Genomic DNA, 15315 nt, shown 5'->3' with positions numbered 1-15315 from the left:
GGATCGTACGAGGGGACCACGGCCAGCAGGAGCCTTTCGGTGTGTCCGGCGAGCTGCGCGAGCAGCCCTCCGGGGGCGTGCAGGGCGGGCGTGTCGCCCGCGCTGTCCACGACGGCGACGATCGCGTCGAAGCCCGCGCCCGCCACGTTGTACGCGTAGCGCTCGCCGGGGCCGTCCGCCGGGTCGTCGTGGTCGGGGAAGGTGATCCGGGTGCGTATCGCGTACCCCGGGTCGTCCACGGCCAGGACCGGGGAACGCGTCGTCGTGGAGAACCGCACCTCCGCGGCGGGCAGGGTGTCCTGCAGTCCCTGGGCCAGCCGCAGCGGGGCGTACATGAGCTCCTCGTTGCCGAGCACGAGGACGCGCGGTGCCGTGCCGTCGCCTGAGAAGCGCAGGGCCTCCGCCAGGCGTGCCGCCATCGCGGGCAGCGCCGCCTCCAGCCGCGCACGGTGCGCCGGTGTGAAGCCGTGCCGCCCGCCGTCGGGGAGCCCGGCGGGCCAGTCGAGGTGCACCCGGTGGGGTGCCGCTCCCCCGGCCGGGCCGGTGGCCGGCGCCGCGGTGCCGTGGGCGGCGACCAGTGCCCGGCCGCGCTCCAGCACCCCGTCCGGGAGGACGACCGTTCCCGAGGCCAGGGCCACGACGTCGACGGTCGCGCCCAGGTCCGCGGCGAACCCGGCGAGCAGCTCGCGGTCGGCCTCCGACCGCATGTCGACCAGGGCAACCACCACGTACCGGCGGCGCGGATACCGCGTGTGCAGCGCCCGTACCGTGTTGAGCACCGTCCGGCCGGTCGAGAACTCGTCGTCAACCAGCACCAGCGGCCCGTCCCCGGCCAGCAGGCCGGCGTCCTCGGGCAGCAGCAGGTGCGAGGTCGCGTGGCTGTGCTCCTCCTCGAAGCCGCCGACCGGCTCGGTCCCGGCGACCGGGCGCCGCGTGGAGTGCAGGTACGGGGCGGTGCAGACGCCGTCGGCCACGGCGTGCCCGAGGCCCGTCGCGGTCTCGGCGTAGCCGAGCACCACGGCCCGGGCCGCCTCGTCCTCGCCCAGCAGCTCCCGCACGCGCACCCCGAGGCCGTACCCGGCGTCGTAGACGACGTGCGGGCGCTGCGGCACGTGCTTGCCCAGCACGTTGGAGACGAGCAGGTGCGCCCGCTTGGGGTTGCGGCGCAGGGCGAGGCCGAGCAGACCGCTCAGGCCGTCCCCCCGCAGGGTGACCCCGAGCCGGTCGGCGACCCACTGCCCGGACCAGACGTGCTCCACTGCCATGCCTTCGGCACTCTCCCTCTCGTTGCCGGTCACGACGGCACGCACGCGGAGAGCAGCTCGACGAAGCCGATCTCCTCACGCGCCACGCCGAAGACCTCGGCGCGCCGCACGGTGCGCTCGGCCCAGGCGCGGTGCGGCTTCACCTCGTTCATCTTGTTGGTGTAGGCCGAGCGCAGCACGCCCCCGCCGCTGCGGTCCTCGTGCAGTATGTCGACGGCGTCGCTCCACTCCTCGTGGGAGACGACGCTGAGCGCGTGCACGGGCTGGACGTGCGAGGGGTGGATGCAGGTCTTGCCCTGCAGGCCGTTCGTCCGGTCCAGTTCGATCTCGCGCAGCAGCCCGTCCATGTCCCGCTGGATGAGGGCCTCGCGCAGGTCGACGGCCTCGGGGACGAAGGGGCTCTGCCGCAGCAGCGGCTTGAACATGCGCTCGGAGTGCTTGAAGTACTCCCAGACCGGTCCGGTGATGGTGAAGCCGGTGCCGTCGGCGCGCCCGAGGACGTTGACCACGTCGGCGATGATCGAGGCGACGATGCGGACGTCGTAGGCGGTCATGTCGGGCGAGCGGCGCAACCCGTAGGCGGAGCAGAAGTCGGTGACGCCGAGCCGCAGCGCGAGCACGCGGTCGCGGTACTTGTCGACGGTCCGGGAGATGCCGTACAGCGTCTCGGTGCGGGTCTCCAGGTGGAGCAGCTGCGGGGACTCCAGGACCGGCATCGCGTACAGCCGCCGCCCGCAGTCCGCCTCGGCGGCGGCGAGGGCCTCCAGGAAGGGGACCCCGGACTCCTCGGTGAACTTGGGGAGCACGAATCCGGAGAGCAGGGACACGTCGTCGCCGAGCCGGCGCACGAGGTCGGTGATCTGGCCGGGGGTGCGGACCCGTATGAAGAGCAGCGGGGGGTCGCCGTCGGGGATCCGGTGGGCGAGATCGCCGAACTGGCGGACCAGGTTCTCCTCCGCGGCCTCGACCTCCCGGTCGTCGATGGAGTCCTCCAGGCACAGCACCATCGACACCACGCCGCGCGCGGCCTGCTTGAGCACGTCGTCGGCGAGCCTCGACCGGGTGGCCGGGCAGTAGAGGGTGGCGCCGAGGGCGACGGCGAGCGTGCCGGCCGACGAGGCCGCGGTGAACTCGGCGGGCTCCCGGTGGAAGAGCTCGTTCCGTACGTCCGGCGCGAGGTGCCCGAAGTGGCGCATGCTTTCCCCCGTGGCAGGTGGTGGTTGGAGAGAGGTGGGAAGCGTCCCCCGACGCCGTGGCCGATTATCGTACGTGCGAGCCCCCTGCGGACGTTCCCGGCGTACGTGAAAATCAGGTAACCCCCTCGGGTCCGGTACGTGTCGCCCTGTCCCCATCTTTCCCCGCCGGCGCACCCGCCGTGCGCCCCGCGTTGTGGGCGCGGCCCCCGGGAGGGCAGGATTACGCGCATGACGCAGGCGATGGTGAAGGGCTCCAACATCCCGGTGACGGCCTCGGGGGTGCGGGCGGTGCTCCGCTGGAGCCCGGGGGCGGGTGTGCCGGACGTCGACGCCTCGGCGCTGCTGCTGGGTGCGGACGGCCAGGTGCGCTCGGACGAGGACTTCATCTTCTACAACCAGCCCCGGCACCCGGGCGGCGCCGCCCGGCACCTGCCCAAGCGCAGCGAGCCGGCCGGGCTGACGGACGCCATCGAGGTGGACCTGGCCGCACTCGAGGCGGGCGTGGACCGGGTGGTCGTCGCGGCCTCCGCGGACGGCGGCCCCTTCGCCCTCGTCTCCGACCTGACGGTGCTGCTCTACGACACGGCCGCCGGTTCCGACGCCGAGCCGCTGGCGGTCTTCGACGTCGTCCCGGACACCGGCGACGAGTCGGCGCTGATCTGCGGCGAGCTGTACCGCAGGGCGGGCGGCTGGAAGTTCCGCGCGCTGGGGCAGGGCTACGCCTCGGGGCTGGAGGCGCTCGCCACCGAGTTCGGCATCACCGTCGAGGAGGGCGACCTCGACGAGGCACCGCCGCCGCGGCCGGAGGGCGAGGCGGCCTCGGTGCCGCAGCCCGTGCCGCCGACCGTCCTGACCACCGAGCCGCCCGAGGCGTACACCCTGCAGGCCCCCGCGCCGGTGCCGCCGCAGCCCACCGCGCCGCCCGCCTACGGCTACCCGCAGGAGCCGCAGCCGACGGTGGCCGCCCCGGCGTACGGCTACCCGCAGGAGCCCCAGCCGACGGTGGCCGCCCCGGCCTACGGCTACCCGCCGCAGCAGCCCGCGCCGACCGCGGCCGCTCCCGCTCCCGCTCCCGCGTACGGCTATCCGCAGCCGATGCAGGGGTTCCGGCTGCCGCCGATGGGCCCGCAGTTCCAGGAACGCCGCTGAGCGCGCCCGGTAGGGGGCCGCGCGGTCAGACCTTGGTCTTGTAGCCGCGGCCCCACTGCAGGCCCCAGCCGTACAGCCGGTCGAGCTCGGCCTGGAAGCCGTAGACGTACTTCACCTCGCGGCGCACGGTCAGGTCGCCCTTCTTGTTCTCGATGAGCACCACGGCGCACGAGCGGGCCTGCGGTTCGCGCTCGTCGAGCAGGATCTCGATCCGCGGGCCCGAGCTGGGGAAGATCTCCACCTTGGCGTGGGTGCGGTCGAAGGCGGGCGTGCCGTCGTAGATGTAGACGAAGACGAGCATGCGCTTGAACTCGTCGTGCTTGTCGAGGTTGATGTAGAGCGTCTCGCCGGAGGAGCCGCCGAAGCGGTCGTCGCCGGTCATCTGGATGTACGGCGGGGCGTCGAGGTCGCCCAGGAAGTTGCCGAGCGGCTGGACGACGCCCTTGGTGCCGTCGGCCAGCTCGTACATGCACGCCAGGTCGAGGTCGACGTTGACCATGGCGGGGCCGGCCGCCTGCACGGGCTCCGGCTTGAACAGGTGCATCTGGCGGCTCAGCCACGAACCGCTGCGCTGGTTCCAGCCGCCGGTGTCGGAGGTGCGCATCTGCCAGGACAGGTTGATGCGCAGGTTGCCGACGGCCGCGCCCTGCTTGGACAGCGAGACGACCTGGTGCCGCCTGGTGAGCTCGATGGTGTGCGCGTTCGCCATGTCGAACTGCGCGTTGAAGCCGCCGCTCGGCCGCAGGAAGTTCCACATGTCCGTCCGTCCCCTGCACGCAGGCCGCCCCCCGCCGGTCGGCGGGGGGCGGCGTGACCCGAATGTCGTGACGAGACGGGGGTCAGACCCCGCTCGTCACCTCCGCTTTGTCGTCCCGCTGCTCGGAGCTTTCCCCGAGACGGCGGTTTCGCACCACCGACGACCAGTAGGAGGCGCCGATCAGGACGACGCCGATGAGGCCGGTGATGACCTCGTTGATCTCGAACTTGATGGTGACCAGGAGGATGACCGCCAGCGCGCCGATCGCGTAGTGCGCGCCGTGCTCCAGGTAGACGTAGTCGTCCAGGGTGCCCTTGCGGACCAGGAACACGGTGAGCGACCGGATGTACATCGCACCGATGCCGAGGCCGAGGGCGATGATGAAGATGTCGTTGGAGATCGCGAACGCGCCGATGACGCCGTCGAAGGAGAACGACGCGTCGATGACCTCCAGGTAGAGGAAGAGGAAGAACGCCGCCTTGCCCGCCAGGCCCACGGCCGAGGCGCCGCTGCCGGCCGGCTTGCCGCCCGAGCTCCGCTCCTCGAGCTCCTCGTCGGCCTCGTCGGCCTCGTCCTCCAGCTTGTCCTCGAAGTAGCTCGAGATGCCGCCGACGACGAGGTACGTGATGAGGCCGCCGATCCCGGCGAGCAGCACCGTGGAGGACTTGTCGCCGCCGCCGTGCGAGACGTCCGTGGCGAGCGTGGTGGCGGTGATCAGCAGGGCGACCAGGGCGACGACCACGGAGAGCGTGTCGAGCTTGCCGAGCTTGGAGAGCGGCTTCTCCAGCCAGGCGAGCCACGTGTGCTCACGCTCCTCGAAGATGAAGTCGAGGAAGATCATCAACAGGAACATCCCGCCGAACGCGGCGATCGCCGGGTGCGCCGACGTGACGAGGTGCTCGTACTGTTCCTTGTTGTTGATCGCCAGGTCGATGGCCTCGATGGGCCCGATCTTCGCCGTGATCGACACGATGATGATCGGGAAGACGAGGCGCATACCGAAGACGGCGATCAGAATGCCGATGGTGAGGAAGATCTTCTGCCAGAAGGCATTCATCTTCCGCAGGATGCCGGCGTTGATCACCGCGTTGTCGAAGGAGAGCGAGATCTCCAGCACCGACAGGATGGCGACGAGGGCAAGCCCCTCCGCACCCCACAGGAAACCGGCGAGGGCGAGGCCGGCGGCGGTGACACCGAACGACCAGCCGAAAGTTCGGAGGAGCACTGGATATCCAATCCCTTTACGAAACGTTGACCCCAAAGTCTAGGGCGATGCCCCGGAGGCCTGATGCATACCCCTGGCCAACGGCTCGGAACTTCCATTCGCCGCCGTACCGGTACAGCTCTCCGAAGATCATCGCCGTCTCGCTGGAGGCGTCCTCGGAGAGGTCGTAGCGTGCCAGTTCGCTCTGGTCGGTCTGGTTGACCACCCGGATGAAGGCGTTGCTGACCTGGCCGAACGTCTGGCCGCGGGCGTCGGCGTCGTAGATGGAGACCGGGAAGACGATCTTGTCGACCCGCTCGGGCACGGCCGACAGGTCCACCAGCAGGACCTCGTCGTCGCCGTCGCCGTCACCGGTCAGGTTGTCGCCGGTGTGCTCGACCGAGCCCTCCGGGCTCTTGAGGTTGTTGTAGAAGACGAAGTACTCGTCGCCGAGCACCCGGCCCGAGGCGCACAGCAGCGCGCTGGCGTCCAGGTCGAAGGGCGCCCCTGTGGTGGAGCGCGCGTCCCAGCCGAGCCCGATCAGCACGTTGGTCAGATTGGGTGCGGCCTTGGTGAGGGAGACGTTGCCCCCCTTGGCGAGCGTCACGCCCATGCTGTTCTCCTCCCCCGCGGGGCTCGCGGTCCGCCGGACGCGGACCGCGAGGCCCCGGCGAATCAGACGTTGACGCCGAAGTCCTGCGCGATGCCGCGCAGGCCGGACGCGTAACCCTGGCCGATGGCCCGGAACTTCCATTCCGCACCGTGCCGGTACAGCTCTCCGAAGACCATCGCCGTCTCGGTCGAGGCGTCCTCGGTGAGGTCGTAGCGGGCCAGTTCCCTGTCGTCGGCCTGGTTGACGACGCGGATGAACGCGTTGCGCACCTGGCCGAAGGACTGCTGACGGGTCTCGGCGTCGTAGATCGACACCGGGAAGACGATCTTGGCGACCTCGGCCGGCACGCCGGCCAGGTTCACCTTGATCTGCTCGTCGTCCCCCTCGCCCTCACCGGTGATGTTGTCACCGGTGTGCTCCACGGAGCCGTCGGGGCTCCTGAGGTTGTTGAAGAAGACGAAGTGCTCGTCGGAGAGGACCTTGCCCTCGGTGCCCGTGAGCAGGGCGCTGGCGTCGAGGTCGAAGTCCGAGCCCGTGGTGGTGCGGGCGTCCCATCCGAGGCCGACGATGACGGCCGTGAGGTTGGGGGCCTCCTTCGTCAGCGATACGTTGCCACCCTTGCTGAGGCTGACTCCCACGGGTCCTCCCATGTCATCGCGTGCTGCTCGTATCAGGATCAACGCCCTGAGGTTAGTACCCGGTTCCCCAGGACTACAGGGCTTCGAGCGCCTTGACGTACTCGTTCAGGTCGCGGGCGTCCGGCAGGCCGTTGACGACGGTCCAACGGACCACGCCCTCCTTGTCGATGACGAAGGTGCCGCGCACCGCGCAGCCCTTGTCCTCGGCGAAGACGCCGTAAGCCCGGGAGACCTCGCCGTGCGGCCAGAAGTCGGACAGCAGCGGGTACTCCAGGCCCTCCTGCTCGGCGAAGACGCGCTGGGTGTGCATCGAGTCGTTGGAGACCGCGAGCAACTGGACCTCGTCGTTCTGGAAGGCCGGCAGCTCGTCGCGGAGCGCGCACAGCTCGCCCGTGCAGACCCCGGTGAAGGCGAAGGGGAAGAAGAGCAGGACGACGTTCCTGGAGCCCTGGAAGTCGGACAGCCGCACGGTCCGGCCGTGCTGGTCCCGCAGCTCGAAGTCGGGGGCCTTTTCGCCTACGGCGAGCGCCATGGTGGACACACCTCTCCGGTGACGGTGACGGGACCCGCGGCGCGGGGCCCCGCGGCCAGTCTCGCACCGCCGCGCCGGGGCAATGCGAGGCGCCCCCGCGACGCTCGGTCACGGGGGCGCGGTGCCGGTCAGGAACGCCTCAGCGCTTGCCGGCCTTCGCCGTCTTGGGGGTCACCAGTCGACTGGCGGTCCAGTCCTTGGAGACGTTGACACTGCTGGTCTGAGCCAGGCCGGCGGTCTGCGCGGCCTCTCCGATGTCACTCGGCTCGACGTGCCCGTCACGGCCGGTCTTCGGGGTCATGAGCCAGATCTGGGCGCCCTCATCGATGGCGGACGTGGCGTCGACCAGGGCGTCGGTCAGATCGCCGTCATCATCACGGAACCAGAGGATGACGCCGTCGGCGACGTCGTCGTACTCCTCGTCCGCGAGCTCTTCGCCCGTGATCCCCTCAATACCCTCACGGAGCTCGTGATCGACGTCATCGTCGTAGCCGAGCTCCTGGACCACCTGTCCGGGCTCAAAACCAAGCCGGCTCGCCGGGTTGGTTTGCTCCTCCGCGTGGCCCGCGGTCGCGCTCACGCTCTGCCTCCTGTCATGGGGGTTGTCTTCCCGCTCCTGTGCGGGGTTATGGGCGGTAGTCCACACGGGCGCGGCGGATCGCGCAAGTACCCAGCCGCCCATCCCGCCCAAACGTTGACGTGTCACCGCAACCCGAACCGTGAGGGGTGACGTGGCTCACTCCACTATGCCAGCATTTCTCCCGAATCGGGGTTGCGGTCGGTCGTACGTCCGAGTGGGCGTAGAGTTGCGGTTTGGTCGTACGGCCACCGGACAGCCATGCGAGAGCCTCAAGAGGGTCTGGAAGAGGGGTCTGTCTCACTTAGTGGTGGTTACCACTCAGTAGAGATGACGTATCCCGAACGCGCGGTACACGATGGAGGCGGCGCGACCCAGCAGAGCAAGACCCTAGAAGCGAAGGAATAGCGTGGCTTCCGGATCAGATCGCAACCCGATCATCATTGGCGGCCTTCCCAGCCAGGTCCCGGATTTCGATCCCGAGGAGACGGCGGAATGGCTCGACTCGCTTGACGCCGCCATCGACGAGCGCGGACGCGAGCGCGCCCGCTACCTCATGCTCCGCCTGATCGAGCGAGCCCGCGAGCGGCGGGTTGCCGTGCCCGAGATGCGCAGCACGGATTACGTGAACACCATCGCGACCAAGGACGAACCGTTCTTCCCCGGCAACGAGGACATCGAGCGGCGCATCCTGAACGCGACCCGCTGGAACGCGGCGGTCATGGTGTCCCGGGCGCAGCGTCCGGGTATCGGCGTCGGCGGGCACATCGCCACCTTCGCTTCCTCCGCCTCTCTGTACGACGTGGGCTTCAACCACTTCTTCCGGGGCAAGGACGACGGCAAGGGAGGGGACCAGATCTTCTTCCAGGGCCACGCCTCCCCCGGCGTGTACGCCCGTGCCTTCCTGCTGGACCGGCTCTCCGAGACCCAGCTCGACGCGTTCCGCCAGGAGAAGTCCAAGGCGCCGTACGGCCTGTCGAGCTACCCGCACCCGCGGCTCATGCCGGACTTCTGGGAGTTCCCGACCGTCTCCATGGGCCTCGGCCCGCTGGGGGCGATCTACCAGGCCCGGATGAACCGTTACCTGCAGGCGCGCGGCATCGCCGACACCGAGCAGTCGCACGTGTGGGCCTTCCTCGGCGACGGCGAGATGGACGAGCCGGAGTCGCTCGGCCAGCTGTCCCTGGCCGCCCGTGAGGGCCTGGACAACCTGACCTTCGTCGTCAACTGCAACCTGCAGCGGCTCGACGGCCCGGTGCGCGGCAACGGCAAGATCATCCAGGAGCTGGAGTCGCAGTTCCGCGGCGCCGGCTGGAACGTCATCAAGCTGATCTGGGACCGCACCTGGGACCCGCTGCTCGCGCAGGACCGCGACGGCGTGCTGGTGAACAAGCTCAACACCACGCCCGACGGCCAGTTCCAGACCTACGCCACCGAGACCGGCTCGTACATCCGCGACCACTTCTTCGGTGACGACCACCGGCTGCGCAAGATGGTCGAGGGCCTCACCGACGACCAGGTCCTGCACCTGGGCCGCGGCGGCCACGACCACCGCAAGATCTACGCGGCGTACAAGGCGGCCCGCGAGCACAAGGGCCAGCCGACCGTGATCCTGGCCCAGACCGTCAAGGGCTGGACACTCGGCCCGAACTTCGAGGGCCGCAACGCGACCCACCAGATGAAGAAGCTGACGGTCGACGACCTCAAGCGCTTCCGCGACCGGCTGCACCTGCCGATCTCCGACAAGGAGCTGGAGTCCGGCGCCCCGCCGTACTACCACCCGGGCCGGAACTCGGAGGAGATCCAGTACATGCACGACCGGCGCAAGGGCCTGGGCGGCTACGTCCCGACCCGCGTCGTGCGCGCCAAGCCGCTGGCACTGCCGGACGACAAGGCCTACGCGGGCACCCGCAAGGGCTCCGGCCAGCAGACGATCGCCACCACGATGGCCTTCGTCCGGCTGCTGAAGGACCTCATGCGGGACAAGGAGATCGGCAAGCGCTTCGTGCCGATCGCCCCCGACGAGTACCGCACCTTCGGCATGGACTCGCTCTTCCCGTCGGCCAAGATCTACAACCCGCTGGGCCAGACGTACGAGTCCGTCGACCGCGAGCTGCTGCTGGCGTACAAGGAGTCCCCGACTGGTCAGATGCTGCACGACGGCATCTCCGAGGCGGGCTGCACCGCCTCGCTGATCGCCGCCGGCTCCTCCTACGCCACGCACGGCGAGCCGCTGATCCCGGTCTACGTCTTCTACTCGATGTTCGGCTTCCAGCGCACCGGCGACCAGTTCTGGCAGATGGCCGACCAGCTGGCGCGCGGCTTCGTGCTCGGTGCCACGGCGGGCCGCACCACCCTCACCGGTGAGGGCCTGCAGCACGCCGACGGCCACTCGCACCTGCTGGCCTCGACCAACCCGGCCGTCGTCGCGTACGACCCGGCGTTCGGCTTCGAGATCGCGCACATCGTCAGGGACGGTCTGCGCCGCATGTACGGCGAGGCCAACGAGGACGTCTTCTACTACCTCACCGTCTACAACGAGCCGATCGTCCAGCCGGCCGAGCCGGAGGGCGTGGACACCGAGGGCATCCTCAAGGGCCTGTACAGGTACCGGACCGCCGAGGCCGGGGCGATCCCGGCGCAGATCCTGGCGTCCGGCGTGGCCGTGCCGTGGGCGCTGGAGGCCCAGAAGATCCTCGCCGAGGAGTGGAACGTCCGGGCCGACGTGTGGTCCGCGACCTCGTGGAACGAGCTGCGGCGCGACGCCGTCGAGGCCGAGGAGCACAACCTGCTCCACCCCGAGGAGGAGCAGCGCGTCCCGTACGTGACGCAGAAGCTCAGCGGCTCCGAGGGCCCGTTCGTGGCCGTCTCGGACTGGATGCGGGCCGTCCCGGACCAGATCTCCCGCTGGGTGCCGGGCACCTGGCAGTCCCTCGGTGCCGACGGCTTCGGCTTCGCCGACACCCGTGGCGCGGCGCGCCGGTTCTTCCACATCGACGCCCAGTCGGTGGTCCTCGGCGTGCTCACCGAGCTCGTCAAGGAGGGGAAGATCGACCGCTCCGTGCTGAAGCAGGCGATCGACCGCTACCAGCTGCTCGACGTCGCCGCCGCCGACCCCGGCGCCGCGGGCGGCGACGCGTAACGCCGTCGTCAAAGGCCAGGGGCCCCCGTCGCGCGGTCGCGCGACGGGGGCCCCTGGCCTTTCCCGGCTCCCCGCGGGCTCGTGTCACTGGTCGACGATCTGGAAGGCGCGGACCGTGTGCCGGGACTCCGGGACCCAGGTGCCGGACGGGAACGTCACGAAGTCGCCCTCGGTGGAGCACTCGGCGCTCTGGTAGGTCGTCACGAGCTTGCGGGTCCGGTTGACGAACGACTTCGCGGACGTCCCGGGCGGCAGCGGCACGCAGGAGTTGACGTCGGTGTCGGCGAGCTCGTGGACCAGGCGCGCCCCGCGGTAGTCCGGTCTGCTCCACAGGCACAGCTCCCCGGGGTCGCAGCCACCCGCGGGGGCGGCCGTCGCGTGCGGGGCCGGGGCGGCCAGGGCCGCGGCGGCCACGACGGCCGTGGTCAGGACAAGGGTCAGGGCTGCGCTGCGCATGTGGATCACTCCCCGTGGTGGTCGGAGCTCCACGGTGAACGGCGAGGCCCGGGGCCGCCAAGGGCCCCGGGCCTCGTTCACCCGGATAGGGAATCGTCCGGCGTCAGATGTGCACCCCGCCGCCGGCGGCGTCCGCGTTGACGCCGCGCTTGGTCAGGAAGGCGATGCCCGCCGCGAAGGCCGCCACGATGCCGGCGACGGTGAAGGCCAGCCCCATCCCCGAGAGGAAGGTCTCGTTGGTGATCTTCGTGATCACCGCGACGATCTCGGCCGGGGTGTCCTTGGCGACCGGCGGCACACCGACCACGACCGCGTCGGCGGCCTGCGCGGCCTGCTCGCCCTTGAGCGGGGGCAGTCCGGCCGCGGCCCACTTCTGGGGCAGCAGGCCGTCCACACGGGACGCCATGACCGTACCGAGGACGGCGGTGCCCAGACTGCCGCCGACCTGCATCGCGGAGCCCTGGAGGCCGCCGGCCACGCCGGACAGCTCCAGCGGCGCGTTGCCGACGATGACGTCGGTGGCGCCGACCATCACCGGGGCCAGGCCGAGGCCCAGCAGCCCGAACCACACGGACATGACCAGGGTGCCGGAGTCCGCCTCCAGGCCGGTCATCCCGAACATCGCGACCGCCGTGCACACCATGCCGCCGACCAGCGGCACCCGCGGGCCGAACTTGGTGATCAGTGCGCCGGCGACCGGCGAACTGACGATCATCATCGCGGTGAGCGGCAGCAGGTGGACACCGCACTCCACCGCCGACATCCCGTGCACGTTCTGCAGGTAGAAGGTGACGAAGAACAGGCCGCCCAGGAAGGCGAAGGCCATCAGCACCATCAGCGCAGTACCCGCGGACAGCGGCACCGAGCGGAACATCCGCAGCGGGATCAGCGGCTCGGAGGCCTTGGTCTCCCAGAACGCGAACAGGACGAACAGCAGCACCGAGCCGACCAGGAAGCCCAGGGTGAGCGGGTCGCCCCAGCCCCACTCCGGAGCCTTGATCAGGCCCCACACCAGGCCGAACATCGCACCGGAGAGCGCCACGATGCCGGGGATGTCGAAGGACCGCGGCGCGTTCTCGGCCCGTACGTCCTTCAGGATGACCAGGCCCAGGACCAGCGCGACCAGACCCACGGGCACGTTGATGAAGAAGACCGACTCCCAGCTGACGTGCTCGACCAGCAGACCGCCCGCGATCGGCCCGGCGGCGGTGGAGGCACCGATGACCATGCCCCAGATGCCGATGGCCATGTTGAGCTTCTCGGCCGGGAAGGTGGCGCGCAGCAGGCCCAGTGCGGCGGGCTGGAGCAGCGCGCCGAACACGCCCTGCAGGACGCGGAGCGCGATCACCATGCCGACGCCGCTGGACACGCCGATCAGGCCGGAGGTGACGGCGAAGCCCGCGAGGCCGACGAGGAAGGTCTGCCGGTGCCCGAACCGGTCGCCGAGCTTGCCCGCGGTGATCAGCGAGACCGCCAGGGCCAGCATGTAGCCGGTGGTGATCCACTGGATCTGCTCGCGGGAGGCACCGAGGTCGGCCTGGATGGCCGGGTTGGCGACGGCGACGATCGTGCCGTCCAGGGCCACCACCATGACGCCGATGGCGACCGAGAACAGGGTCAGCCAGGGGTGGCCGCGCAGGGGCTTCTTGGAAGGCGCCGGTATCGAGTCCGGGCCCTTGTCGGTGACGACGGAGGCTTGGGTCATGGGCAAGAGATTATGTCAGCCCCTGACATTTGACCAAAGCAGTCATCCGTCGGTAACTGTCAGGAGGGCACGCAAGTATCGTGGTGCCCCCTGGAGGTGGACGGCAGATGAAGCACGCGATGCGCGCGACGCCCGTGTGCGGACTGCGCGAGCGCAAGAAGCAGCGGACGCGCGACGCGCTCATACGGGCCGCGATCGAACTGTTCGTCCTCAAGGGGTACGAGCGCACGACCGTCGACGAGATCGCCGCCGAGGTGGAGGTCTCGCAGCGCACCTTCTTCCGCTACTTCGCCGGCAAGGAGGAGGTCGCGCTGGCGCTGGAGGACAGCGTCGAGGAGGCCTTCGTCACCGCGGTGGCCGAGCGGCCGGCCGGCGAACCGCCCTTCGTGGCGCTGCGCGCGGCGCTGGACGATTCCTGGCACAGCATCAGCGCCGTCATCGCCGCCGTCGTGCCGCTGTCCACGTACATGGCGATGTACCGGGTGATCGAGTCCACGCCGCCGCTGCTGTCCGCCCAGATGCGCCACTCGGCGCTCGTCGAGGAACGGCTCGCCTCGGTCATCGCCGCCCGCGAGGGCCTGGACCCTGCGGACCCGCGACCGCGGGTCCTGGTGGCGGCCGTCGGCGGGGTCATCCGGGTGGCCCAGCGGCTGTGGGGCGACGGTGACGAGACCAGCGTGGAGTCCATCCGCCGGATCACCGAGGAACACCTTGACCTGCTGGTCCCGGTCCTGGCACAGCCGTGGGCCGAACACCAGGGTGTGTCCGGAATCTCCTTGTTTCAAACGTGACTTGGGTCACGGGGTGCGCAGGGGATCTCCGGCGTCTCCTAGGGTGTCCCCCAGTGAACCTCGTCGACGAGCGCTTCAGCTCCCCCTCCCTGCGCGCCCTCCTGGCCCTGGCCGTGGTCTTCGTCATGCTGGCGACCACCGGCTGGACCGCGCTGCGCCACCACAAGGGCGGCGGGGACGCGCTGGCGGTGGCCACGGCCGCGTGGCGGCACGGCTCGGTGGGCGGGCGTCCGCTCCCCGACCCCCAGGCGGCCCCCGGCGTCATCGCGCGCTTCTTCGCCTCGGTCGGGCCGGACGGGGCCAAGCGGCTCGCCGTCCGCTACCCGCTCGTCGTCGGCAACCTCAACGGCGCCCCGATCGCCCTGCGTTACCAGGCCAACCGGCGCTCGCTCGGCACGGCCCGCGCCCAGGAGACCGCCCGCTCGCACAGCTCCCTGCTGACCGCCGAGGGCCGCCAGGACGCCGCGCAGCGCGCCGAGCGGTACGCCTCCCTGCTCGACGGCGGCCGGCAGATCCTCGCCTTCGACCCCACCGGCCGCGGCCGGGCCGCCGAGGTCTTCGGCGACCTCGGCACCGCCGAACGGGTGTCGCTCGTCGTGCCCGGGGTCGACACCGACGTGCTCTCCTTCGAACGCGAGGACGATCCGACGCGCGCCCCCGTCGGCATGGCCCACTCGCTGTACGCGGCCGAGCACGCCGCCGCCCCGCACACGCGCACGGCCGTCGTCGCCTGGGCCGACTACACCACCCCGCAGGGCGTCGGCCTGGACGCCTCCACCGGGGAACTGGCGGAGCAGGGCGCCGTCCGGCTGGCCGCGCTGGTACGGGCGCTGCCGGCGCGCGGCAGCGTCTCGCTGTTCTGCCACTCCTACGGCTCGGTGCTGTGCGGTGTCGCCGCCCCCGACCTGCCGTCCGGCCGGGTCTCCGACATCACCGTCTTCGGCAGCCCCGGCATGCGGGTGGACAAGGCGGCCGACCTCGGCACGGCCGCCCGGGTGTGGGCCACCCGCGACAGCACCGACTGGATCGGCGACGTGCCGCACATGGAGTTCGCCGGGCTCGGCCACGGTGCCGACCCCGTCTCCCGGTCCTTCGGCGCCCGCGTGGTGACCTCCGAGGACGCCGAGGGACACGCGGGCTACTTCCGCTCCGGCACCGACAGCCTCGCCAACTTCACCAGCATCGCCCTCGGCCGCTACCCGGACGTCCGGTGCGCCGACGGCAGCCGGTGCACGGCGGACGTGGCCTAGTCCGGCCGCGCCCGGCCGGTTCCCGAAACGGCGACGCGGC

The 15315-nt window shown here is 70.6% G+C and carries 14 protein-coding genes; 4 read left to right on the top strand and 10 right to left on the bottom strand.

Annotation, left to right across the window (positions count from 1 at the left end):
* The coding region (locus tag PV341_RS23245; RefSeq protein WP_500358896.1) for a phosphoribosyltransferase family protein at positions 1-1265 on the bottom strand (1265 nt) is incomplete at its 3' end.
* 29 nt (positions 1266-1294) lie between these two features.
* A complete protein-coding gene (locus tag PV341_RS23240) occupies positions 1295-2461 on the bottom strand; it encodes an HpcH/HpaI aldolase/citrate lyase family protein (protein ID WP_499511682.1) in 1167 nt (388 codons plus the stop codon).
* A 228-nt stretch (positions 2462-2689) separates the two neighbouring features.
* Between PV341_RS23240 and PV341_RS23235 the strand changes: the two genes are divergently transcribed.
* The gene (locus PV341_RS23235; RefSeq protein ID WP_500358895.1) at positions 2690-3610 is read left to right on the top strand and encodes a TerD family protein; all 921 of its coding nucleotides are present in this window, start codon (positions 2690-2692) and stop codon (positions 3608-3610) included.
* A gap of 25 nt (positions 3611-3635) precedes the next feature.
* Here the strand turns inward: PV341_RS23235 and PV341_RS23230 are convergent, their stop codons facing one another.
* The 6 genes from PV341_RS23230 to PV341_RS23205 form a co-directional block, all read right to left on the bottom strand.
* Positions 3636-4367, bottom strand: coding sequence for a TerD family protein (locus tag PV341_RS23230; RefSeq protein ID WP_500322102.1), 732 nt, complete (start codon positions 4365-4367; stop codon positions 3636-3638).
* Positions 4368-4449: 82 nt separating this feature from the next.
* The gene (locus tag PV341_RS23225; RefSeq protein WP_500322100.1) at positions 4450-5592 is read right to left on the bottom strand and encodes a DUF475 domain-containing protein; all 1143 of its coding nucleotides are present in this window, start codon (positions 5590-5592) and stop codon (positions 4450-4452) included.
* 16 nt (positions 5593-5608) lie between these two features.
* Positions 5609-6184 carry a TerD family protein gene (locus PV341_RS23220; protein WP_500322098.1) on the bottom strand — a complete coding sequence of 192 codons (576 nt, stop codon included), beginning with the start codon at positions 6182-6184 and terminating at the stop codon, positions 5609-5611.
* A 62-nt stretch (positions 6185-6246) separates the two neighbouring features.
* On the bottom strand, positions 6247-6822 hold the full coding sequence (locus tag PV341_RS23215) for a TerD family protein (protein WP_326576404.1): 576 nt from the start codon (positions 6820-6822) through the stop codon (positions 6247-6249).
* Between the two features lie 73 nt (positions 6823-6895).
* A complete protein-coding gene (locus PV341_RS23210; RefSeq protein ID WP_500322096.1) occupies positions 6896-7354 on the bottom strand; it encodes a peroxiredoxin in 459 nt (152 codons plus the stop codon).
* Between the two features lie 139 nt (positions 7355-7493).
* Positions 7494-7934 (bottom strand): DUF3052 domain-containing protein, encoded by a 441-nt coding sequence (locus PV341_RS23205; protein WP_026250565.1) that lies wholly within the window; start codon positions 7932-7934, stop codon positions 7494-7496.
* 406 nt (positions 7935-8340) lie between these two features.
* On the opposite strand from PV341_RS23205, the gene aceE reads away from it, so the two are divergent.
* On the top strand, positions 8341-11073 hold the full coding sequence (gene aceE / locus PV341_RS23200) for a pyruvate dehydrogenase (acetyl-transferring), homodimeric type (protein WP_500322094.1): 2733 nt from the start codon (positions 8341-8343) through the stop codon (positions 11071-11073).
* Between the two features lie 84 nt (positions 11074-11157).
* On the opposite strand, the gene PV341_RS23195 is transcribed toward aceE, so the two are convergent.
* Together PV341_RS23195 and PV341_RS23190 are read right to left on the bottom strand one after the other, a co-directional pair.
* Positions 11158-11529, bottom strand: a complete 372-nt coding sequence (locus tag PV341_RS23195) for a peptidase inhibitor family I36 protein (protein ID WP_500322092.1) — start codon at positions 11527-11529, stop codon at positions 11158-11160.
* Positions 11530-11632: 103 nt separating this feature from the next.
* The gene (locus tag PV341_RS23190) at positions 11633-13234 is read right to left on the bottom strand and encodes an MFS transporter (RefSeq protein ID WP_500358894.1); all 1602 of its coding nucleotides are present in this window, start codon (positions 13232-13234) and stop codon (positions 11633-11635) included.
* A 107-nt stretch (positions 13235-13341) separates the two neighbouring features.
* Here PV341_RS23190 and PV341_RS23185 point away from each other — a divergent pair, with 107 nt between their 5' ends.
* Both PV341_RS23185 and PV341_RS23180 read left to right on the top strand, forming a co-directional pair.
* Positions 13342-14025, top strand: a complete 684-nt coding sequence (locus PV341_RS23185; protein WP_500322090.1) for a TetR/AcrR family transcriptional regulator — start codon at positions 13342-13344, stop codon at positions 14023-14025.
* Positions 14026-14078: 53 nt separating this feature from the next.
* Entirely contained in the window at positions 14079-15275 is a 1197-nt protein-coding gene (locus tag PV341_RS23180) for an alpha/beta hydrolase (RefSeq protein WP_500322089.1), read from the top strand.
* The last annotated feature ends 40 nt before the right edge of the window (positions 15276-15315 follow it).

It is taken from the genome of Streptomyces sp. PA03-1a (assembly GCF_033792805.1).
Classification (GTDB): domain Bacteria; phylum Actinomycetota; class Actinomycetes; order Streptomycetales; family Streptomycetaceae; genus Actinacidiphila.
This window is presented reverse-complemented; position numbering and strand designations above follow the sequence as displayed.